Here is a 20359-nt window from a genome sequence, read left to right as displayed (position 1 = left end):
CAACATGCCTAGAATCGGTGCATGAACCCCACAGCGCGCAGCCGGGACCGCGGCTACCTCCGAGGCAGCCTGCTGACCCCGGACGAGCTGGTTCCCGACGGCGCACTCGCGTTTGTCGGGGACCGGATCACCTACGCCGGCCCGGCCGGCGGTTTTGACGACGCCGGCTGGCCGGAGCCCGCGCCCCTGCCGGCCGGTTCGCTCATCCTTCCCGGACTCGTGGACCTGCACTGCCACGGCGCAGCGGGAAGCGATTTCACCAGCTCCGATGCCGGGGGAATCCGGCGGGCAGCTGCCTTCCTGCATTCGGCGGGAACCACCACGCTGCTCGCCAGCACGGTATCCGCGTCCCGTCCGGACCTGCTTGCTGCTGCCGCACGGCTCGGGGCCCTGGCGAGGGAAGGGCTCATTGCCGGAATCCATGCCGAAGGGCCGTTCCTCGCGCCGGAGCGCTGCGGCGCGCAGGACCCGAGGTTCCTGATCCCGCCGGACCCGGGCTTCGTGGATGAGCTGATAGAGGCCGCGGACAGCGAACTGGTCACCATGACCTATGCTCCCGAGCTCCCCGGTGCAGACGATCTGGTGGACCGCCTGGTCCTGCACGGCGTGACGCCGTCGCTGGGGCATACCGCCGCCGCGGACCCCGTTGCTGCCGAGTCGCTGGAGTCCGCCCGGGAGGAAATGGAAGAGGCCGGCTTCGGCGGCTACGCCCCCCGCCCCACGGTGACGCACCTGTTCAACGGCATGGATCCGCTGCACCACCGCTCCCCCGGCGCAGTCGCAGCGAGTCTGCGGTCCGCACGCAGCGGGGCGGCCGTGGTGGAGCTTATCGCCGACGGGGCGCATCTGGACCCCGCCCTCGTACGCACCGTCTTCGAGCTTGTAGGCGGTGCCAACGTGGCCCTCGTGAGTGATTCCATGGCGGCCACCGGGCTGGGCGACGGCACCTACCGGCTTGGCTCTGCCGACGTCGTGGTGGGGAACGGGACGGCCCGCCTGCCCGACGGCACGCTGGCCGGCGGCACGGCCACGCTGCTCCAGTGCGTACGCACGGCTGTCGCTGCCGGTGTGCCGCTCGCCGACGCCGTGGGTGCTGCCACTGCGGTGCCCGCAGACGTGCTGCGGCTCGCCGATGAAGTGGGTGCCCTGCGCCGCGGTCTGCGCGCCGATGCACTGGTGGTCTCGCCGGACCTGGAGCTGCACGCGGTCCTGCGCTGCGGAACGTGGCTACCGGTTTAGAAAAGCACGGAAAAAAAAGTTCCAAATATTTCGTTTCGACCATTGACCAGACATTTCGGTTATGCAACGCTGTTACCAAGTCTTTGTGTAGGTGTTTTTTCATGCTCGCAAGACCGTTGCGAGTGAGAAGCTCCTCAAGGAACTGCTGAACGGCAAGAACTTGGGCTTTCTTGCTTCAGTAACATATCCGGCACGGACTGTGCAGGTAAGTTCCACATTATGAGGAGAAACAAATGGCTCAGGGTACCGTCAAATGGTTTAACGCCGAAAAGGGCTTCGGCTTCATCACCCCGGACGACTCCGACGGCGACGTCTTCGTTCACTACTCCGAAATCCAGACCAACGGATTCAAGACCCTCGACGAAAACCAGCGCGTTTCCTTCGAGATCGGCCAGGGCGCCAAGGGCCCCCAGGCCACCGGCGTAACCGCCCTCTAAGGTTCCCGCACTTTCTTCGCAGGAAAATAAGGAAAGCCCCCGGCAAATGCCGGGGGCTTTCTAGTTATTGATTCCGCTACCCGCGCCGGCGGACCACGTTCGCACCGAGACCCCGGAGATTCTCCATGAATCTTTCATACCCGCGGTCAATATGGTCCACGCCCCGCACTTCCGTGGTTCCGTCAGCGGCCAGGCCCGCTATGACAAGGGCCGCGCCGGCCCGGATGTCGTTGGCCACCACGGGTGCACCGGAGAGCAGCTCGACGCCCTGGATCAGGGCGTGGTGCCCGTCGAGGCGTACCACCGCTCCGAGCCGCGCCAGTTCGGAGGTGAAGCCCCAGCGCGCTTCGAAAACGTTCTCGGTGACCATGCCCGAGCCGTTTGAGACGGCGTTGAGGGCCACCACGAAGGGCTGCAGGTCGGTCGGGAACCCGGGATACGGCAGTGTGGAGACATTGATGGGCTCCGGACGGGCCGGCCCCTTCACGGTGAAGCCGTCCTCCCCCGTGCTGACTTCGCAGCCCGCCTGGGTGAGCTTGTCGAGTACCACGGCCAGCGCCGATGCATCCGCGGAACGCACCTCGATCTCCCCGCCGGTGATCGCTGCCGCGAAGGCCCAGGTGCCGGCGACAATCCGGTCCGGCACCACGCGGTGTTCCACCGGGTGCAGTTCCTGAACTCCGTCGATAACGAGCGTGTTGGTGCCCACGCCGCTGATCTGCGCGCCCATGCCGTTGAGCATGCGGGCAATGTCCGTGATTTCCGGTTCCCGGGCAGCGTTATCGATCACGGTGCGTCCGCGGGCCAGGGTGGCGGCCATCATGAGGTTCTCGGTGGCGCCTACGGAGGGAAAGTCCAGGATATGGTCTGCGCCGTGCAGGCCTTCCGGGACCGAGGCAACCAGGTACCCGTGGTCGATGCCGATCTCGGCGCCCATGAGTTCCAGCCCGGCGCGGTGCATGTCCAGTCCGCGGGAACCGATGGCGTCTCCGCCCGGCAGCGCCACCTCTGCGCGCCGGCAGCGGGCCACCAGCGGTCCCAGCACGGAGATGGAGGCACGCATGGCGCGGACGAGGTCATAGTCCGCCTGGTGGCCCAGCTCCTGGGGGACGTCTACGGCAACGGACGCGGCGTCGACGTCGTAATCCACCGAGCATCCCAGCCGGCGCAGCAGCTCCGCCATGATCCAGACATCCTGGATGTTGGGGACATTCGTGATGACGGATCGGCCCTGCGCAAGCAGCGTCGCCGCCATCAGCTTCAGGACGCTGTTCTTGGCACCCGGGACAGTAACGGCTCCGTGAAGGGTGGACGGGCCGGTAACAACAATGACGTCTTCCATTACTCCATAGTAGGCGGACGGGACAGGCACCCGCGGGCAGCAAAAAAGGCACAGGGACAATTCCCTGTGCCTTCTAAGCAAAGCTTTTTCCTGCCGGCCCGGCGTCTAGCGCCAGGTACCGATGCCGACCACGGGGCCGGCTTCCACCCATGAAGACAAGCCCGTATAGGCCTCGTATTTCATGGCCACCAGGATGATGCTGCCCTGGTAGTTCAAGCTGACGACGACGGCACCGGGCTGGATACGCGCACGCTCGGCTTCAGTGGGCTCCCGCCAGCCGGCCATCTCCAGCGAACTGCGCAGGAAACGGTACGGCGGACGCGGGCTCAGCGAGACCAGGCGCAGCCATTCCAAATGGGTGTCCGTATAACGGCAAACCCCCATCCGCCACCCCGCAGGGGGGAGGCAGATGGAGGCATCGAAGGTCCCCAGGGCGCGCCGCAGCTGGCTGCGGCGCACCCCGAAGAGCACTACTGCAAGGACGAGCAGCCCGAAGAGGGCGGCCAACGCAATGAACACATAGGAGCTGTCCATCGGAAGGAGTCAGCGGGTCCCGGCGGTTGCTTCGTTGGTCACCTTGGCATTGTCCGCCACGATGACCACCCGGTTGTTGTCGACGGAGAAGAATCCGCCGTCGACGCTTACCTCAATGCGGGAACCGGACACCGGTTCGATGGCCAGTCCGCCCTCTGCCAGGATGGCCAGCACCGGTGAGTGCCCGGGAAGGATCCCGATCTCGCCGTCGCTGGTGCGGGCCTTGACCATCTTTGCCGCTCCCGACCACACGAAGTGGTCGGCAGCAACAATCTCAACTTCGAGTTCAGCAGCGTCCGCCATGGGGCTCACTTCCCGGTCTGCTCTTGGATCTTCGCCCACTGACGCTCAACGTCATCCATGCCGCCGACGTTGAAGAACGCCTGCTCGGCAATGTGGTCAACGTCGCCGTCGCAGATGGCCCGGAAGCCTTCGATGGTGTCCTTGATGGAAACCGTCGAACCCTCAACACCGGTGAACTGCTTGGCGGTGTAGGTGTTCTGGGACAGGAACTGCTGGATGCGGCGTGCACGCGACACGACGATCTTGTCCTCTTCCGAGAGCTCGTCGACGCCGAGGATCGCGATGATGTCCTGCAGTTCCTTGTTCTTCTGGAGGATCTGCTTGACGCGGATGGCCGTGTCGTAGTGCGCCTGGCCGACGTACTGCGGGTCGAGGATACGCGACGTCGAGGTCAGCGGATCCACGGCCGGGTACAGGCCACGGGAAGCGATTTCACGGGAAAGTTCCGTGGTCGCGTCCAGGTGGGCGAACGTGGTGGCCGGGGCCGGGTCGGTGTAGTCATCTGCAGGCACGTAAATGGCCTGCATGGACGTGATCGAGTGGCCCTTGGTGGACGTGATGCGCTCCTGCAGCAGACCCATCTCGTCAGCCAGGTTCGGCTGGTAGCCCACAGCGGAAGGCATGCGGCCGAGAAGGGTGGAAACCTCGGAGCCTGCCTGCGTGAAGCGGAAGATGTTGTCGATGAAGAGCAGCACGTCCTGGTTCTGCACATCGCGGAAGTATTCCGCCATGGTCAGAGCGGACAGTGCCACACGGAGGCGCGTTCCCGGCGGCTCATCCATCTGGCCGAATACAAGGGCGGTGTCCTTCAGGACGTTCGCCTCTTCCATTTCAACCCAGAGGTCGTTGCCTTCACGGGTACGCTCGCCGACACCGGCGAATACCGAGGTACCACCGAAGTTGCGGGCAACACGGGTGATCATTTCCTGGATCAGCACGGTCTTGCCGACGCCGGCACCGCCGAACAGGCCGATCTTGCCGCCCTTGATGTACGGGGTAAGAAGGTCAATCACCTTGATGCCGGTTTCCAGCATCTCGGTGGAACCCTCAAGGTCCGCGAAGTTCGGAGCCGAACGGTGGATCGGCCAGCGCTCAGAGATCTCCAGCTTGTCTTCGGTAACGTCCAGGGGCTGGCCCAGGACGTTGAAGATGTGGCCCTTGACGCCGTCGCCTACCGGCACGGAGATGGGAGCACCCGTGTCGTACACGGCAGCGCCGCGGACGAGGCCGTCGGTGGCCTGCAGGGAGATGGCACGGACGAGGTTGTCACCCAGGTGCTGGGAGGTCTCGAACGTGATGGTGCGGGTCTGGCCGTCGAGCGTCAGCTCGGTGGTCAGTGCGTTGTAGATGGTGGGGATTGCGTCAGCCGGGAATTCGACGTCGACAACCGGGCCGATGACACGGGCGATACGGCCGGTGGCACCCGAGGCTACGGATTTAGATCCGTGCTCGACAGTTTGGGCAGTCATCTCTCTCACTTCACTCAGTTAGATGGCGTGTGGACTAAGTTTTTTATGCGTTTGAACTTATCTTCGAGCGGGGCAGGCTAGGAGGCGCTGAGCGCGTCCGCACCGGCGACGATCTCGGAAAGTTCCTGGGTGATTTCGGCCTGACGGGCGTTGTTGCGAAGTCGCGTGTACTTCTTGATCAGGTCCGTGGCGTTGTCCCCTGCGGCCTTCATGGCGCGCTGGCGGGCAGCAAGCTCGGAAGCGGCGGCCTGGAGCATGGCTGCGAAGATGCGCGACTCGATGTAGCGCGGCAGCAGTGCGTCCAGGACCTTTTCCGGCTCGGGCTCGTATTCGTAGAGAGGCAGGAACTCAGCGTTTGACTGGGCTTCTTCCTCCACTACCTCCAGCGGCAGCAGTCGGATGACCGCAGGTTCCTGAATAACCATGGACTTGAAGCGCGTGTAGACGATGTGGATTTCGTCCACGCCGCCGTCTTCGTAGGCCGTGTTGAAGTCATCGAGGAGTGCCTTGCCGATTTCACGGGCTGTTTCGAACTCGGGTGCGTCGGTACCGCCGGTCCAGACCCGTTCTACTGAACGGTTCCGGAATTCGTAGTACGCCTGCCCCTTGCGTCCAACAAGGTAGGTCTTAACTTCCTTGCCCTCGTCACGGAGCAATTCATTGAGTGCTTCGCCCTGCTTGAGGACACCGGCGGAGTACGATCCGGCAAGACCGCGGTCGGAGGTCATGATGACCACGGCTGCGCGCCGGATCTGCTCCGGTTCGGTGGTCAGCGGATGATCGATCTCCGACTGGGATGCCACAGCAGAAACGGCACGGGTGATCGCATTGGAGTAAGGCAGTGACGCAGCCACACGGGTGCGCGCCTTTCCAATGCGAGAGGCAGCAATCAGCTCCATCGCCTTGAAGATCTTCTGCATCGACGTGGTCGACGCGATCTTCTGGCGGTAGACCCGAATTTGGGCTCCCATACTCTTCCTTTCAGTTCCTAGCGTTGAAGCTAGGGGCTAAGGCAATGGCCTAAGGTTCCGCTGCCGGACCCAGGGCCCGGCAGCGGAACTTCAAAGCCGCTAGCGCTTCTGCTTGACGATCTTTTCCTGGTCTACGGCGTCCTCGTCCAAGGCGGAGGTAGCTTCGTTGCCGGCGGCGACCATGCGGTCGTCACCTTCGCCGAAGAAACCCTGCTTGAACTTGGTGATGAGGCTCTTCATCTCATCAACCGTGGAATCCTCGAGCTTGTTCGTCTCGGCCAGGACGGTCATGACGGACGAGGAGTGGCGTACGTGTTCCAGGAACTCGGACTCGAAGCGGCGGACGTCCTCTACGGGGACGTCATCCAGGTAGCCGTTGGTGCCCATCCAGATGGAGACCACCTGGTCTTCCACCGGGTACGGGGCGTACTGGCCCTGCTTGAGCAGTTCCATCAGGCGTGCACCGCGGGTCAGCTGCTGGCGCGAAGCGGCATCCAGGTCCGAGGCAAACATGGCGAATGCCTGCATGTCGCGGTACTGGGCCAGTTCCAGCTTCAACGTACCGGAGACCTTCTTCATGGCCTTCTGCTGTGCAGCACCACCGACGCGCGAGACGGAGATACCGACGTCGACGGCGGGGCGCTGGTTGGCGTTGAAGAGGTCCGACTGGAGGAAGATCTGGCCGTCGGTGATGGAAATAACGTTGGTCGGAATGTAGGCCGAGACGTCATTTGCCTTGGTTTCGATGATCGGTAGACCGGTCATCGAGCCGGCACCGAGCTCGTCGGAGAGCTTGGCGCAACGCTCCAGCAGGCGGGAGTGCAAGTAGAAGACGTCGCCCGGGTAGGCTTCGCGTCCCGGCGGGCGGCGCAGCAGCAGCGACACGGCGCGGTAGGCTTCAGCCTGCTTCGACAGATCATCAAAGATGATCAGGACGTGCTTGCCGCCGTACATCCAGTGCTGGCCGATGGCCGAGCCGGCGTACGGTGCCAGGTACTTGAAGCCGGCGGGGTCGGATGCCGGGGAGGCCACGATCGTGGTGTACTCCATGGCGCCCTTGTCTTCCAGCGTGCGCTTGATTTCAGCGATCGTGGAAGCCTTCTGGCCGATGGCTACGTAGATGCAGCGAACCTGCTTCTGGACGTCGCCGGAATCCCAGTTGGCCTTCTGGTTCAGGATGGTGTCAACGGCAATGGCGGTCTTACCCGTCTTGCGGTCACCGATGATCAGCTGGCGCTGGCCGCGGCCGATCGGGATCATGGCGTCGATTGCCTTGAGGCCGGTCTGAAGCGGCTCGTGAACCGACTTGCGCTGGGTAACGCCCGGTGCCTGGAGTTCCAGTGCACGGCGCGCCTCAGCGGCGATCGGGCCGAGGTCATCCATCGGCTCGCCCAGCGGGTCGACAACGCGGCCCAGGAAGGCGTCGCCTACGGGTACGGACAGGACTTCACCGGTGCGGTGAACTTCCTGGCCTTCTTCAATACCGGCGAAATCGCCAAGTACTACGACACCGATTTCACGGGTGTCAAGGTTCTGGGCGAGGCCCAGCGTGCCGTCCTCAAACCGAAGCAGCTCATTCGCCATAACGGAGGGCAGGCCCTCCACACGGGCAATGCCGTCGCTGGCGGTTGTTACGCGGCCAACTTCAACGCGCTCTGCGTTTCCGGGTTCGTAGGACGCCGCGAATTCGTTCAACGCATTACGGACGTCGTCGGCGTTGATGGTCAATTCGGCCATCTGCAGTCCCTGCTCTCCTATGTTGTGATCATCGCGTAAAAGCCGATGACCGTGATTGGTTCTCAAAAATTCTGACGGCCTTCTAGGGCCATCAAGGTGACTAGACAGCGAGCTTTCGGCGAAGTTCAGTCAGGCGCGTCGTAACGGTGGAATCAACTACTTCATCCCCCACTGTGACACGAATGCCGCCGAGAATCGCCGGGTCCACGTTGACGTTGATCTTCAGCTCGCGGCCATACAGTCCGTTGAGAGAGGACTGCAGACGCTTTTGCTGTTCCTGCGTCAGCGGGCGGCTGGACTGCACTTCTGCAATCCACCGCTGCTGGCGACCGGCTACCAGTTCCATGAAACGGTTGACCAGTGCTGCAGGACGCAGGCCGCGCGGGGCGGTTACTGCCTGCGTGACCAGCACCTTTGCTTCGGCGCCCATGCCCGGTACCAGCTTCTGCGCCAGTACGGACTTGGCCTCGGCCGATGCCTGCGGTTCCTGCAGGGCACGCTGCACCTCGTGGTTGGCTGCAACGGTCTGGTTGAAGCGGAACAAATCGCTTTCCAGTGCTTCAAGGCCGGCCAGGCCGGGACCCTTGTTCTCCGCGACAGCGGAGACAACCGTTGCACCCAGGGTTTCAAGGGCATCGCCCAGGTCACGCGAAGTGCGCCACCGGGACTCCACCAGAGAAGCAACCAGCTGCTCAGCGTCGGCCGAAACCTTGCCGCCGACCAGCTTGGAGACCAGGGCTGCCTTGGCAGAGGCTTCACGAGCCGGATCCGTCAGGGCACGCATAAGTCCAGCGTCGCTGTCCAGCAGGCCCAGAATTCCAAAGAGTTCCTCGGCCAGGGTCAGGGTTGCGCCGGGAAGCTTTGCTTCCAGCTTCTCCTGCGCCGCGGCCAGTGACTCGCTCGATATACCTGCCATTACTGGACCGCACCTGCGTTCTGGGTTTCCAGATCGTCAAGGAAGCGGTCAACCACACGGGCGGCACGAGCATCGTCAGCGAGGGACTCGCCGACGATCTTGCTGGCCAGCTCGGTGGCGAGGGTTCCTACTTCGCTGCGGAGGGAAACGACAGCTGCCTGGCGTTCCGCTTCGATGGCGACGTGGGACTGTTCCATGATGCGGGCGGATTCGGCGCCGGCCTTTGCCTTCAGGTCAGCGAGGATCTGGGCGCCTTCGGCGCGTGCTTCCTCACGGATCCGGTTGGCCTCGGTACGGGCATCGATCAGCTGCTGCTTGTATTCATCCAGAGCCGCGCTGGCTTCAGCCTGTGCGGCTTCGGCCTTCTTGAGTCCGCCTTCGATGGCCTCGGTACGCTCTGCATACGTCTTCTCGAACATCGGGACGACGAACTTGACGACGATGTACATCAGCACGGCGAAGCCAAGCAGTGTTACGAGGATCTCCCAGATGTTTGGGATCAGAGGATTCGCGCCTTCTTCAGCGGCGAGGATTAGTGCCTCGTTCATTTCAATCCGTCCTATCTACTTGGTTAGGAAAATACGCGCTGAAGTTAGAGAACGAACGCGAAAACCAGACCAAGGATAGCCAGTGCTTCGGTCAGCGCCAGGCCCAGGAAGGCGATCGGCTGAAGAACGCGCTGCGCTTCAGGCTGGCGGGCAACGCCGTTGATGTAGGCCGCGAAGACCAGGCCCACGCCGATGGCGCCGCCGATAGCGGACAGGCCGTAGCCGACGAGGTTGATGTTGCCTTCGATATCCAAAACACCAGTCATTTGGTTTTGTTCCTTTCAAGATGCCCATTGGGCAGGTTGCATGGTTCAGGGGGTTCCCCGGTGAGGGGAGGTTTAGTGTTCCTCGGCCAGGGAGCCTTGGATGTAGATCGCGGTCAGCAGGGTAAAGACGTAGGCCTGCAGGACCTGGATCAAAACTTCGAACAGGAACATGGCGACGCCGCCTACCAGGGTGAGCGCACCCAGCGGCTTCAACAGTCCTTCAGCCTCGAGCAGCAGGAACGCGGTTCCGCTGCCGGCAAGCATGATGATGAGGTGGCCCGACAGCATGGTCGCGAAGAGTCGCAGGCTGTGCGTGATCGGACGGACCAGGAAGGTGGAGATGATTTCGATCAGCACCACGAGGGGCAGGATGGCCATCGGCACGCCGGACGGGACGGTGGCGAACTTGAAGTAACCCAGACCGTGCTTCCGGATCCCGACGATAATCCAGGTGAAGTAGACAATCGCGGCCAGTGCATAGGCCGTGCCCACGTGCGACGTGGTCGGCAGCTGGGCCAGCGGGATGGTGCCCCACAGGTTGTTGATCAGGATGAAGAAGAACAGCGCGAACAGCAGCGGAGTGAAGGACCGGAAGTCCTTTTCACCGATGATGTCCCGGCCGATCGAGTTGCGGACGAAGTTATAGCTCCATTCGCCCAGGAACTGCAGCCGGCCCGGGACCATCTGGCCCTTGCGGGCTGCGGCTACGAAGAACCACCCGATAAGGATGACGGAAAGGAGGATAAGCAGCATCTGCTTTCCGAATCCTTCACCGCTTTCGGCGCCCCAGGGAAGGATCTCAGGGAGGTGCATGTCTTCGAGGGTAGGTGCGACGAATCCCTCGTCATTGGAGGCGGGAAGCGCAAGCGCGATCAACGCGTTTCCTCTCTGCTGTGTCCATCGTTGGGCATATCATTGGTGGGCACGCATGATGTGCGCCCATTAATTCGGTTTTGTGAAATCAATTCGATTTATCCGTATCCGGCTGTTTTCCGCCCGTGACGGGTCGGTCTGCACCCGAGGTGCGCCTGTGCGCGGAGGCCACATAGTAGCCACTGACCGCGCCCAGAACGATACCGGCCGGTAAAATCCAGCGAGTTCCCAGGAGACTATCCAGGCTCCACCCTATCAAACCCAGGGCGATGATTCCCGCAAGGACATACTGGAGCAGAGCGCGCCGCCGGGAGGACGGTTCCTGGAACGCCGCAGGGCCGGACGAGGGCCGATTCTTAGGCATTTGCGCCTCCTTGGGGACTGGAATCGTCAGCATCGTTGTAAATCAGGTGACGGGTCCTCGAGAAGGCACGGATTTCCGCTGCCTGCCAAAGGACCACGGCGCCAACGGCAGTCAGGGCAAACCATTCCCGGTGCAGCCAAACAGGTGTTCCGAGCCCGAAAAGAATGACGGCAAAGCCCACAACCTTTATGGCATAGGTAACCGCGAACATTCCGATGGCTCCGGAGGGATTGCTACGTCCGACGACGTGGCCGACCAGGAGGCTGATTCCGAAGAATGCGGCAATGAGGAACCAGCCCAGAAGGGAGCTCGCCGCTGCAAACAGGTCCGTCGTGAGAGCCGCCGCGACTGCCGCCAGGACTGCGGCGGAGCCGGTCACGGCAAGGGCCTTCCCGAGGATCCCCAGCCAGGGGGCCTTCGTTGGCCCGGAGGGGGTCAGGTATCCGCCGGGGCGGGTACCGTCTGCGGATCTCATGGTGGAGGCAATCTTCCTTGCTGGTTTTGCTGGAGCCGGAGGGCTTCGTGACGGGGCGGGCTACCGCGACCCTTGAATTCTACAGTACATAGAAGACGTCCCCGGCAGGGCGTGCGCCGCCCCTGGTCAGGCCACCGTCCGCCGGGCGAACAGGCGCGGCGAGGCTAGGTAGAAGGCCAGGACCGCGACGGCGAAGAGGACCCCGGCTACCGTGGCACCGGTACCGGCACCGGCGGTGAGCAGCCCCGTAACTCCGACGGCCACAGTGCAGCCGGTGACAATCAGCGACACCTGGACGTGGCTCAGGCCGGTGTCGGTCAGCCGCTGGTAGACGTGTTGGCGGTGCGCCGAGTACCACCGCTCCCCGCGGCGCATCCGGCGCAGGAGAGTGGTGAAGGTGTCCGCCAGATAGATAACGATCGGGAACAGGAGGTACTCCACGTAGACACCGGCCAGGAACGCGGCAACGGCAATACCGGCAATTGATGACCCCAGCAGGTAGCTGCCCACGTCTCCCAGGAAGACCTGTCCCCTGCCCAGGTTCCAGGGCAGGAACGCGGCGAACGCCGCGGCCACCACTGCTCCGGTCACGGTCAGCCAGAGGTGGTCCGACAGCACGCCGCTGATGGAGTACATGGCCCCCACGACCAGCCCGTGCAGCCCGGAGATTCCGTTGATGCCGTCCATGAAGTTGGCGACGTTGATGTAGGCGGCGATTGCAAGGCCGCCGACGGGGACCCACCACCAGCTCTGCTCCATGGTCCAGGCCAGGCCGGCCGTGCCAAGCAGGCCGATGGCCAGCTGGGTAGCCGCCCGCGTCCGGACGGAGACGCCGCGCCAGTCCTCGATCCAGCCCAGCAGGGATGCCGCGCCGATCACGGCAATCAAGATGGCAAGCACGGAACGGTCAACGGCCACCAGGCCTGTCACCAGCGCCAGCAGGAGGCCGGCCAGGACGCCGGCGGCAGTGGTTCCGCCCACCCCGCGGATGACAGCCTTGGTATGCGAGGACCGCTCATTGGGGATGTCCAGGACACCCAGCCGGCGCAGGACGGGGATAAAAAGGAAGGGCAGCAGCAGGCTCGACAGGAAAGCCGCGGCGACGCACAGCGCCAGAAGCATCAGCCGGTCCGCCGTTCACTGTAGGGTTCCCCGGACTCATTCGCGGCGTCACCGGGGGCGCCGGGATGGCGGGCACCCGGAATCCGCACTATCTCGCCGGCGTCGGTTGCGGCCCCGTCCGTCGGCACGCTGCCGGGTTCGATCCCGCAGCGCCGCAGCCAGTCGGCCAGGTCCAGCTCATCGGGATCCAGCACGGCAACCGCGGCGTGGGAGATCTTCGGATGCAGGGGACGGGAGTCCTCTTCTCCGGTGCCAACAAGGATCTCGTGCAGCTTTTCGCCCTGGCGCAGTCCGGTGAAGACAATTTCGATGTCCTTGCCGGACATCGCGATCATGCGGCGGGCGACGTCGAGGATCTTCACGGGCTCACCCATGTCCAGGATCATCACCTCTCCCCCGCGGCCGATTGCACCGGCCTGGATCACCAGCTGGCAGGCCTCGGGGATTGTCATGAAGAACCGGGTCACTTCCGGGTCGGTCACGGTGACCGGTCCGCCCTGCCGGATCTGTTCGCTAAAGAGCGGCAACATGGATCCCCGGCTGCCGATCACATTGCCGAAGCGCACGGAGACATACTGCTCGCCGGTGGCGCGGGCCATCCAGGCAGTCAGCTTTTCGGCCACGCGCTTGGAATGGCCGAGGACGGTGGTGGGGTTGGCTGCCTTGTCGGTGGAGATGTTCACGAAGTGGCGCACGTTCGCCTTGCGGGCTGCAGCCAGCACATTCGCGGTGCCGATGATATTGGTCTTCCAGGCTTCCTGCGGGTACTGCTCGAGCAGGGAAACATGCTTCAGGGCTGCGGCGTGGAAAACGACGTCGGGGCGGCGTTCGCGGAAAATGCGGTCCAGCGCTTCGGGGTCGCGGATGTCCGCCAGGACCGTGTCCGGGCCGTCGAGCAGGCCGCGGCCGGTGATGGAAAGCTGGGTCAGCTGCAGGCCGGTCTCGTCCCGGTCCACCATGATCAGTTCGCCGGGATTGAAGGCGGTGATCTGGCGGCAGAGTTCGGAGCCGATGGAACCGCCTGCCCCCGTGACCAGGACCTTCTTCCCGGACAGGTAGCCGGCCACTTCGTCCACATGGATGTCGACCGGCCTGCGCCCGATGAGGTCTTCGACTGCCACATCGCGGAAATCGCCCAGGCCGGCGCCGTCGCCCTTCGAGAGCATGTCCTTGAGCGGCGGAAGCACCAGGACGCGCAGGTCCAGGCCTTCGGCGAGATCCGAAATCTCTCGAACCTGCTTCGCTTCCACATCGGCAATGGCCACGACCAGCACCGTGGCGCGGGTCCGCTGCACCAGTTCGGGAAGGTCTACGAGTTTGCCGAGCACCGGAACAGTGGCCAGCCTCAGGTGCTTCTTGGCCGGATCGTCGTCGACCAGGCCAACCGGGTAGTACGGCGACTCCGGATCCTTCATCATCCGTGACACCAGGGAACCGCCAAGGAAACCCGCGCCGTACACGAGGGCACGCTGGGCTTCCTCGCCGGGCCGCGCCTTGCTCTCCACGTACATCCGCTTGAGGTACCGGATTGCCGCCATGAACAGGCAGGCGAAGGGGAAGGCGATCATTCCGGTGCTGCGCGGGATATCTATCACTAGCCCGAACAAGGCGCTTGCGAGGACCAGGATGGCGGAGACAATGAGCGTCACCACCGCGAGCAGCCGCATCTCGTGGAAACTGCCGAAGCTGTAGCGTCCGCGGTAGAGGGCAAACGAATAGCCGACTATCAGCTGGGTAAGGACCGCCACGCCGCAGAAGACGGCCAGGCCGCCCGGGTTGATCTGCTCAACCGTGAGTTCGTAGCGCAGCACCAGCGCGAGGCCGATGGACACGATCCAGGCCAGGGAGTCCAGCATGTACTGCGACCAGAGCCACAGGACGGGCTTTTCCTCCCTGGGAACGCGACTGTTGTCCGTAGGTTTTTGCCTCATGGTCCTCAACGGGTAGGTACCCGGCTTTCTTCTCGGTGATGCGAAGAGCTGGCGGAAGAATCCGGTGTAATAGACTGGAATCTATTCAGCATACTAACTGCACACCCTCTCCGGTTTCGGTTTTGGCCGATCCCCCGGGTTGCCTGAAAGGACCATCTTGCCGGACTCCGTGGCCGTAGCAGCAGTGACCTTCGACCGTCCCGACGACGTGAAGATCCTACTGGAGGCACTGGCCGCGCAGAGCGGCAACATCACGTCCGTGGCGCTGGTGGACTCCGGCAAAAGCCCGGTGTCGGATATCGCTGAAGCCTCATCGGCGCCGGTCAATTACATCCGGTCAAACACCAATCTTGGCGGAGCCGGTGGATTTTCGCTGGCCATCCTTTCAGCCATGGCGTCCGGAGCCGAGTGGATCTGGATCATGGACGACGACGCCCATCCCGAGGATCCCGAATGTGTCGCCACCCTGTTGGCTGCAGCGAAGGAACGCGGCCTCGACGTCGTCCTGCCGCTCGTGGTTGCCCCGGGGGCGCCGGACACGCTGTCCTTCCACTTCCGCCTCGACGGGAAGCTCACCCACGACCGGGCCGAAGTGGCTGCCCGCGGGTTCCTGCCCAACGTGGGGCACTTCTTCAACGGCGCCCTGATCCGGGCCGATGTGTTCTACCGGGTGGGACTGCCGGACCTCCGCCTGTTCATCCGCGGCGACGAGACGGACTTCATGATCCGGCTGCGCAGGGCGGGCATCGAATTCGGCACGGTCACCACGGTGGCCCTGACCCACCCGGCTGCCTGGGCCGAAGTGCAGCCCGTCCTGGGTGACCGGATGCACGTCCTGGTTCCCGAGACGCCGTTCAAGCAGTTCTACTTCTACCGCAACCGGGGCCACCTCACCCGCCGCTACACAAGGGTGAAGTCCTTCGTAGCCGACGCCGTGGGCTACCCCATCCACTTCGCTCGAACCCGGGATCCCCGCGGCTTCGCCAACTGGCTGCGCGCCTACGCGGCAGGCATGGGCGGGCGCCGCTTCGGTCCGCCGTCGGACTTCGGGTTCTGACATGGACGTCGTCCAGGAACCGGCCCCGCTGACAATCGTCATCACGACGTTCAACCGCTCCAGCTACCTCACCGCCCTGCTGGAGAGCGTCAAGCGGCTCGACCCCGCACCTGCGGCGGTTGTCGTGGTGGACAATGCCAGCACCGATGAGACGCCCGAGGTCCTGGAAGCGGCCCGCGCCGGGTTCCCCGTCCCGCTGGCAATCCTGCGGCTGGAGGCCAACACCGGCGGGGCCGGCGGGTTTGCCGCCGGTGTCGAAGCTGCCCTGGACGCCGGCGCGCAGTGGCTGTGGCTGATGGACGACGACGTCGAGGTCCTCCCCGGTGCCGTGGCTGCGCTGCGCAAGTGGACCGGCAGTTACGACTGCATCCACGGCCGGCGGTTCGATGCCGGCGGCGCACCGTTCTTCTGGCAGCACCGCTTCGTCCCCTTCCTGGGCGTCCACCTGCCGGTGCCGGGCAACGTTTTCCGCGATTCCCCTGTTTTCGACACCAATGTGGGCTGCTTCGAGGGAATGCTGATCAGCGCGGATCAGGTGCGCCGGATAGGCCTGCCGGATGCCCGCTACTTCATCAACGGCGACGATGTAGTTTACGGCTGGCTTGCCTCCCTGGACCGGCCGGTGGCCTACGTCAACGACTTCGTCATCCGCAAGGTCCGGGTGCAGAGACAGATCGACCTCGGCATCCGGCACCTGAACGATTCCAGCGACCTTGGCCGCTTCACCGCCATGCGCAACCGCGGCCATACAGCCCGGTACCTGCAGGTCCACGGCCGGTATCACCGGTACGGATTCGGTCTGGGAACTTTCCTGACCGCCGGGAAGGAACTGCTCAGGCTGGTTGCCGTAGAACATTCACTTCGGGGTGCCGGGCGTCTCTGGGCCGGCTGGCGCGGTGCCCGACGCATCCTCCGGGACCAGACCTGGTCCCCGATGGCTCCGCTGTCCGCGTCCGGGCAGCCCTTACCGGAAACACGAAAGCAGCAGGTTTGAGCACTCCTTCTCCCGGCCCCGCCCCTTCCTCCGGCACACCCTCGGTGTGGGCGGTCCTCGGCGGCACCGGCTTCATCGGCTCGGCCGTCCGCTCCGCCCTGGCTGCGCGCGGGGTCGAGATCCGGGCCGTGTCCGCTCCCCGGCTGCGTACCGATGCTGCGGACGTAACCGGTTTGCTGAAAGAGGCCGCAGCGCTGGACACGGAACGCCGCCGGCTGGCCGACGCCTTCGCGGGGGTCGACGTGGTGGTAAATGCTGCCGGACTGGCGACGCCGGGAGCAACGGACTCCCCCGAACTCCGGGGTGCGAACTCGCTGCTGCCTGCGTTGGTCGCCGATGCCGCGGACGCCGCCGGTGTCCGCCGGTTCGTACACCTAAGCAGCGCCGCGGTGCAGGGGCACCGTCCGTTCCTGGACGAAAGCCCGCACGTGGAACCCTTTTCGGCCTACTCCCGTTCCAAGGCGCTCGGCGAACAGGTCCTTTCCGCCCGGCACAGCGGGTCCTGCAGCGTTTCCACAGTGCGCGCCACCTCGGTCCAGGGACCGGGCCGGGCGACGACGGCTAAGCTAAGCCGGCTCGCGGCCTCGCCGCTGGCATCCGTCGCCGGGCCCGGAACCGCGCCCAGCCCGGTAAGTTCAGTAGATTCACTGGTCGACTTCGTCCTGCGGGTAGGTTCACACACCGGCCCGGTTCCTGCAGTGGTGCTGCAGCCCTGGGAACAGGCGTCGGTGTCCTCCGTGCTTGAAGCAGCGGGCGGCCGGCGGCCGGCACGTCTGCCGGTCTGGTTCTGCCGCACGGCGCTGCGGTCCGGCTATGCGCTCTCCTCGCTGGCCGGGGAGCGGCTGCACGGAGCACTGCGCCGGGTGGAGATGATGTGGTTCGGGCAGCGCCAGGAGCCCGGCTGGGCCGAGGCCACGGGCAACGTCCCGGAACCCCGCGTCCGCGAGGTCCTGGCAGCCTCCCGGAACTAAACCGGCTTCTGGTCTTTGGCCAGGGAAGGTGCGGTACCGCCGGGTGCGGGTTCTTCGCCCAGATCCAGGATTCCCGGAACGACTTCACGCAGGGCGGCAGTACTGATCGCACCGCTGCGCACCACCCGCATCGGTTCGCTGGTGGCGTCCACAATCGTCGAGGGCACTCCGTCGCTGCCGGCCACCGGACGGTGTCCGGCTTCCAGATAGACCTCCACGGATTCGCCCAGCTGTTCACGTGCCTGCGCCGCGGTCTGTCCTGCAGGGGATCCCGTGCGGTTGGCCGAGGACACAGCCAGCGGCCCGGTGACGGCCAGCAGGTCCAGGGCAACCCTGTCATCGGGCATCCGCAGCGCCACCGTTCCCATGGTGTCGCCCAGGTCCCAGCTCAGGGACGGCTGGGCGTGGAAGATCAGTGTCAGCCCGCCCGGCCAGAACGTACGGGCCAGGCTGCGGGCGTCCTCGGAAATATCCGTGGCGAGGCCGTCCATGGTCTGCAGGCGCGGGATCAGCACGGGCGGGGGCATGCTCCGGCCGCGCCCCTTGGCTGCGAGCAGGGTAGCCACTCCCTGCGGGGAAAAAGCGTCGGCACCGATTCCGTACACGGTGTCGGTGGGAAGCACCACGCAGGATTTGGCGGCTATGGCGCGCTGGGCTGCCGCCAGGCCCTCGCTGAGTTCGTCGGGATTACTGCAGTCATAACTGGTGCTCACGTTTTCATTCTTTCACTAGGGCACGTCTTCGGTGCGGGCCGACGGACGGCCGACGTCGCCCGCGGGCGGTCATTGAGGTCACGGTGGGACTGGACATCGGTCCAGGCCGGATCGTCGGCCAGCAGCCGGGCAATGGCCGGCGCCTGCACTTCGGCATGTTCCATCACGAAGTAGCCGCCTTCGGTAAGCAGCCGTGCCGCGGTCCGTGCCGCGGCCATCGGCAGTTCCAGGCCGTCCGCTCCCCCGCCGTACAGTGCCATGGCAGGATCATGCTCGGCGGCCTCGGGTTCGTTCGGGACGGCTTCGGCAGGGATGTACGGCGGGTTGGACACCACCACATCGAAGCTGGATTCGTGGCCGGGCAGGGCGGTCCGCAGGTCTTCCAGGACCAGGTGGACGCCCAGCGGAGCCAGGTTCCGTTCCGCCCAGGCGAAGGCGAGGGGGCTTAGTTCGACGGCGTGCACCTCGGCTGCGGGAACCTCGGATGCCACCGCAGCCGCGATGGCGCCGGAGCCGGTGCCGAGGTCCACAACCTTGGCCGAACCAGCCCGGCGCGCCGCATCGATTGCCAGCTGCGCCACCGTTTCGGTTTCCGGCCGCGGCACGAAGACCCCGGGACCGACCGAAAGCTCGAGGTACCGGAAATGCGCCTTTCCCGTCAGGTGCTGCAACGGCACCCGCGCGGCGCGTTCGGACACCAGTGCGGCGTAGCCCTGAGGTGCCGGCACATCGGTGAAGGCCAGCGCCCGGATCCGGCCGGGGGTTTCTCCCAGCAGGTGCGCCGCCAGCAGTTCAGCGTCCACCCGCGGGGACGGCACCCCGGCGGCGGCGAGTTCCGCCGTCGCACGACGCAGCGCCTCGGCAAGGGTGCCGCCGGCACCGGACGCGGAGCCGGTGAGGCTATTAGCTTTCGTCACCGATGGCGTCCAGCCGTGCCTGCTCGTCCATTTCAATGGCTGCCTGCACCACTGCTTCAAGCTCGCCGTTCAGCACGGTGTCCAGGTTGTAGGCCTTGTAGCCGGTGCGGTGGTCCACAATCCGGTTTTCCGGGTAGTTGTAGGTCCGGATCCGTTCCGAACGGTCCATGGTGCGGATCTGCGACTTCCGGATGTCGGAGTTCGCGGCGTCGATCTTCTCCTGCTCGTGCGCCAGGATGCGGGAGCGCAGCACGCGCATGGCCGCTTCGCGGTTCTGCAGCTGCGACTTTTCGTTCTGCATGGCCACCACAATGCCGGTGGGCAGGTGGGTGATGCGTACAGCCGAGTCGGTGGTGTTCACCGACTGTCCGCCGGGACCGGAGGAACGGTAGACGTCGATCTTGAGGTCGTTCTGGCTGATTGCGACCTCTTCGGGCTCGTCCACTTCGGGCAGCACCAGGACGCCGGCAGCCGAAGTGTGGATCCGGCCCTGGGACTCGGTGACGGGAACTCGCTGCACGCGGTGCACGCCGCCCTCGTACTTCAGGCGGGCGTACACGCCTTCGGCAGGATCGTTGGAGTTGCCTTTGATGGCCATGGCAACGTCCTTGTAGCCGCCCAGGTCCGACTCGGTGGCGGAGATGATTTCCGTACGCCAGCCGCGGTGCTCCGCATAGCGGGTGTACATGCGCAGCAGGTCCCCGGCGAACAGGGCCGCTTCGTCGCCGCCTTCGCCGCCCTTGACCTCAATGATGACGTCACGTCCGTCATTGGGGTCACGCGGGATCAGCAGGCGGCGCAGCTTCTCCTGCGCATCCTCCAGCTGCTCCTTGAGCACGGGCACCTCGGCGGCGAATTCCGGATCCTCATCCGCCATTTCGGCAGCGGCGGCAAGGTCATCCTCGAGTCCGTGCCAGCGGTTGTAGGCGTCCACAATCCGGCTCAGTTCGGCGTAGCGCCGTCCCAGCCGGCGGGCCAGGCCCTGGTCCGCGTGCACTGCCGGGTCGGACAGGCGCAGCTGGAGTTCAGCGTGCTCATCCAACAGGCCCTGAATGGACTCAAACATGTTTTAGATTCCTCTTTCGGCTGTGTTTCCCACAGGGAAGTTTATCGGTTCGCGCGCCCGTCGGTCCCCAGGCGTTAACGCACGAGCCGCCCAGGCTCCCTGCCCGCTGTTCAG

The 20359-nt window shown here is 64.7% G+C and carries 21 protein-coding genes; 5 read left to right on the top strand and 16 right to left on the bottom strand.

All coding sequences use genetic code 11. The annotated features are described in order from the left end of the window. Nucleotides 1-21 precede the first annotated feature (21 nt). Together NNX38_RS06600 and NNX38_RS06595 are read left to right on the top strand one after the other, a co-directional pair. On the top strand, nucleotides 22-1239 hold the full coding sequence (locus NNX38_RS06600; protein ID WP_255797288.1) for an N-acetylglucosamine-6-phosphate deacetylase: 1218 nt from the start codon (nucleotides 22-24) through the stop codon (nucleotides 1237-1239). A 233-nt stretch (nucleotides 1240-1472) separates the two neighbouring features. After that, nucleotides 1473-1676: a cold-shock protein gene (locus tag NNX38_RS06595; protein WP_146361532.1), complete on the top strand. Its 204-nt coding sequence runs from the start codon at nucleotides 1473-1475 to the stop codon at nucleotides 1674-1676. Nucleotides 1677-1752: 76 nt separating this feature from the next. Here NNX38_RS06595 and murA read toward each other — a convergent pair whose 3' ends face one another. The 13 genes from murA to NNX38_RS06530 form a co-directional block, all read right to left on the bottom strand. After that, complete coding sequence (gene murA, locus NNX38_RS06590) at nucleotides 1753-3018, bottom strand: UDP-N-acetylglucosamine 1-carboxyvinyltransferase (RefSeq protein ID WP_255797286.1); 1266 nt, start codon at nucleotides 3016-3018, stop codon at nucleotides 1753-1755. Nucleotides 3019-3123: 105 nt separating this feature from the next. Then, nucleotides 3124-3552 carry a DUF2550 domain-containing protein gene (locus tag NNX38_RS06585; RefSeq protein WP_227918260.1) on the bottom strand — a complete coding sequence of 143 codons (429 nt, stop codon included), beginning with the start codon at nucleotides 3550-3552 and terminating at the stop codon, nucleotides 3124-3126. 9 nt (nucleotides 3553-3561) lie between these two features. Beyond that, the gene (locus NNX38_RS06580) at nucleotides 3562-3855 is read right to left on the bottom strand and encodes a F0F1 ATP synthase subunit epsilon (RefSeq protein ID WP_227918261.1); all 294 of its coding nucleotides are present in this window, start codon (nucleotides 3853-3855) and stop codon (nucleotides 3562-3564) included. A 5-nt stretch (nucleotides 3856-3860) separates the two neighbouring features. Next, nucleotides 3861-5324, bottom strand: coding sequence for a F0F1 ATP synthase subunit beta (gene atpD / locus NNX38_RS06575; protein WP_255797283.1), 1464 nt, complete (start codon nucleotides 5322-5324; stop codon nucleotides 3861-3863). A 77-nt stretch (nucleotides 5325-5401) separates the two neighbouring features. Further along, a complete protein-coding gene (locus tag NNX38_RS06570) occupies nucleotides 5402-6295 on the bottom strand; it encodes a F0F1 ATP synthase subunit gamma (protein WP_229949496.1) in 894 nt (297 codons plus the stop codon). 99 nt (nucleotides 6296-6394) lie between these two features. Further along, on the bottom strand, nucleotides 6395-8032 hold the full coding sequence (gene atpA, locus NNX38_RS06565) for a F0F1 ATP synthase subunit alpha (protein ID WP_255797282.1): 1638 nt from the start codon (nucleotides 8030-8032) through the stop codon (nucleotides 6395-6397). A gap of 100 nt (nucleotides 8033-8132) precedes the next feature. Further along, complete coding sequence (locus NNX38_RS06560) at nucleotides 8133-8948, bottom strand: F0F1 ATP synthase subunit delta (protein ID WP_255797281.1); 816 nt, start codon at nucleotides 8946-8948, stop codon at nucleotides 8133-8135. Then, on the bottom strand, nucleotides 8948-9496 hold the full coding sequence (locus tag NNX38_RS06555) for a F0F1 ATP synthase subunit B (protein ID WP_255797279.1): 549 nt from the start codon (nucleotides 9494-9496) through the stop codon (nucleotides 8948-8950). Before NNX38_RS06555 ends, NNX38_RS06560 begins: the two co-directional genes overlap by 1 nt. Nucleotides 9497-9540: 44 nt before the next feature. Next, complete coding sequence (gene atpE / locus NNX38_RS06550) at nucleotides 9541-9762, bottom strand: ATP synthase F0 subunit C (RefSeq protein WP_227918267.1); 222 nt, start codon at nucleotides 9760-9762, stop codon at nucleotides 9541-9543. A 72-nt stretch (nucleotides 9763-9834) separates the two neighbouring features. After that, nucleotides 9835-10638 (bottom strand): F0F1 ATP synthase subunit A, encoded by an 804-nt coding sequence (gene atpB / locus NNX38_RS06545; protein WP_229949509.1) that lies wholly within the window; start codon nucleotides 10636-10638, stop codon nucleotides 9835-9837. Nucleotides 10639-10991: 353 nt separating this feature from the next. After that, nucleotides 10992-11474, bottom strand: a complete 483-nt coding sequence (locus NNX38_RS06540) for a hypothetical protein (protein ID WP_255797277.1) — start codon at nucleotides 11472-11474, stop codon at nucleotides 10992-10994. A gap of 126 nt (nucleotides 11475-11600) precedes the next feature. After that, nucleotides 11601-12596, bottom strand: a complete 996-nt coding sequence (locus tag NNX38_RS06535) for a glycosyltransferase family 4 protein (protein ID WP_255797276.1) — start codon at nucleotides 12594-12596, stop codon at nucleotides 11601-11603. Continuing rightward, nucleotides 12596-14527, bottom strand: coding sequence for a nucleoside-diphosphate sugar epimerase/dehydratase (locus NNX38_RS06530; protein WP_255797274.1), 1932 nt, complete (start codon nucleotides 14525-14527; stop codon nucleotides 12596-12598). Before NNX38_RS06530 ends, NNX38_RS06535 begins: the two co-directional genes overlap by 1 nt. Before the next feature lie 157 nt (nucleotides 14528-14684). Here NNX38_RS06530 and NNX38_RS06525 point away from each other — a divergent pair, with 157 nt between their 5' ends. The 3 genes from NNX38_RS06525 to NNX38_RS06515 are packed head-to-tail and all read left to right on the top strand — an operon-like array spanning nucleotide 14685 to nucleotide 17549. After that, nucleotides 14685-15584 (top strand): glycosyltransferase, encoded by a 900-nt coding sequence (locus tag NNX38_RS06525; protein WP_255797273.1) that lies wholly within the window; start codon nucleotides 14685-14687, stop codon nucleotides 15582-15584. A 1-nt stretch (nucleotide 15585) separates the two neighbouring features. After that, on the top strand, nucleotides 15586-16578 hold the full coding sequence (locus NNX38_RS06520) for a glycosyltransferase (protein WP_255797272.1): 993 nt from the start codon (nucleotides 15586-15588) through the stop codon (nucleotides 16576-16578). Next, the gene (locus NNX38_RS06515; protein WP_255797270.1) at nucleotides 16575-17549 is read left to right on the top strand and encodes an NAD(P)-dependent oxidoreductase; all 975 of its coding nucleotides are present in this window, start codon (nucleotides 16575-16577) and stop codon (nucleotides 17547-17549) included. The genes NNX38_RS06520 and NNX38_RS06515 overlap by 4 nt, the downstream gene beginning before the upstream one ends. On the opposite strand, the gene NNX38_RS06510 is transcribed toward NNX38_RS06515, so the two are convergent. Genes NNX38_RS06510 through prfA form a run of 3 tightly spaced genes read right to left on the bottom strand, consistent with a single transcriptional unit; the run spans nucleotide 17546 to nucleotide 20245 of the window. After that, complete coding sequence (locus tag NNX38_RS06510; protein WP_255797269.1) at nucleotides 17546-18262, bottom strand: L-threonylcarbamoyladenylate synthase; 717 nt, start codon at nucleotides 18260-18262, stop codon at nucleotides 17546-17548. The two genes, NNX38_RS06515 and NNX38_RS06510, sit on opposite strands and share 4 nt — an antisense overlap. Then, a complete protein-coding gene (prmC, locus tag NNX38_RS06505; RefSeq protein WP_255797268.1) occupies nucleotides 18259-19179 on the bottom strand; it encodes a peptide chain release factor N(5)-glutamine methyltransferase in 921 nt (306 codons plus the stop codon). The genes NNX38_RS06510 and prmC overlap by 4 nt, the downstream gene beginning before the upstream one ends. Next, nucleotides 19166-20245, bottom strand: a complete 1080-nt coding sequence (gene prfA / locus NNX38_RS06500) for a peptide chain release factor 1 (RefSeq protein WP_229949524.1) — start codon at nucleotides 20243-20245, stop codon at nucleotides 19166-19168. Before prfA ends, prmC begins: the two co-directional genes overlap by 14 nt. Between the last annotated feature and the right edge of the window lie 114 nt (nucleotides 20246-20359).

Origin of the sequence: Arthrobacter sp. zg-Y238, assembly GCF_024385525.1 — a bacterium.
In the GTDB taxonomy this organism is placed as follows: Bacteria; Actinomycetota; Actinomycetes; order Actinomycetales; family Micrococcaceae; genus Arthrobacter_B; species Arthrobacter_B jinronghuae.
Note: the sequence above shows the minus strand (reverse complement) of the source record. Positions and strands in the feature narration are given on the sequence as shown.

Excerpts from the sequence above, each read along its gene's own strand:
- NNX38_RS06570 (WP_229949496.1), bottom strand. The coding sequence starts at position 6,295 with ATGGGAGCCCAAATTCGGGTCTACCGCCAGAAGATCGCGTCGACCACG.
- NNX38_RS06600 (WP_255797288.1), top strand. The coding sequence starts at position 22 with ATGAACCCCACAGCGCGCAGCCGGGACCGCGGCTACCTCCGAGGCAGC.
- NNX38_RS06560 (WP_255797281.1), bottom strand. The coding sequence starts at position 8,948 with ATGGCAGGTATATCGAGCGAGTCACTGGCCGCGGCGCAGGAGAAGCTG.
- NNX38_RS06530 (WP_255797274.1), bottom strand. The coding sequence starts at position 14,527 with ATGAGGCAAAAACCTACGGACAACAGTCGCGTTCCCAGGGAGGAAAAG.
- NNX38_RS06535 (WP_255797276.1), bottom strand. The coding sequence starts at position 12,596 with ATGCTTCTGGCGCTGTGCGTCGCCGCGGCTTTCCTGTCGAGCCTGCTG.
- NNX38_RS06595 (WP_146361532.1), top strand. The coding sequence starts at position 1,473 with ATGGCTCAGGGTACCGTCAAATGGTTTAACGCCGAAAAGGGCTTCGGC.
- prfA (WP_229949524.1), bottom strand. The coding sequence starts at position 20,245 with ATGTTTGAGTCCATTCAGGGCCTGTTGGATGAGCACGCTGAACTCCAG.
- atpD (WP_255797283.1), bottom strand. The coding sequence starts at position 5,324 with ATGACTGCCCAAACTGTCGAGCACGGATCTAAATCCGTAGCCTCGGGT.
- NNX38_RS06585 (WP_227918260.1), bottom strand. The coding sequence starts at position 3,552 with ATGGACAGCTCCTATGTGTTCATTGCGTTGGCCGCCCTCTTCGGGCTG.
- murA (WP_255797286.1), bottom strand. The coding sequence starts at position 3,018 with ATGGAAGACGTCATTGTTGTTACCGGCCCGTCCACCCTTCACGGAGCC.
- NNX38_RS06540 (WP_255797277.1), bottom strand. The coding sequence starts at position 11,474 with ATGAGATCCGCAGACGGTACCCGCCCCGGCGGATACCTGACCCCCTCC.
- atpE (WP_227918267.1), bottom strand. The coding sequence starts at position 9,762 with ATGACTGGTGTTTTGGATATCGAAGGCAACATCAACCTCGTCGGCTAC.
- NNX38_RS06580 (WP_227918261.1), bottom strand. The coding sequence starts at position 3,855 with ATGGCGGACGCTGCTGAACTCGAAGTTGAGATTGTTGCTGCCGACCAC.
- NNX38_RS06520 (WP_255797272.1), top strand. The coding sequence starts at position 15,586 with ATGGACGTCGTCCAGGAACCGGCCCCGCTGACAATCGTCATCACGACG.
- NNX38_RS06555 (WP_255797279.1), bottom strand. The coding sequence starts at position 9,496 with ATGAACGAGGCACTAATCCTCGCCGCTGAAGAAGGCGCGAATCCTCTG.
- atpA (WP_255797282.1), bottom strand. The coding sequence starts at position 8,032 with ATGGCCGAATTGACCATCAACGCCGACGACGTCCGTAATGCGTTGAAC.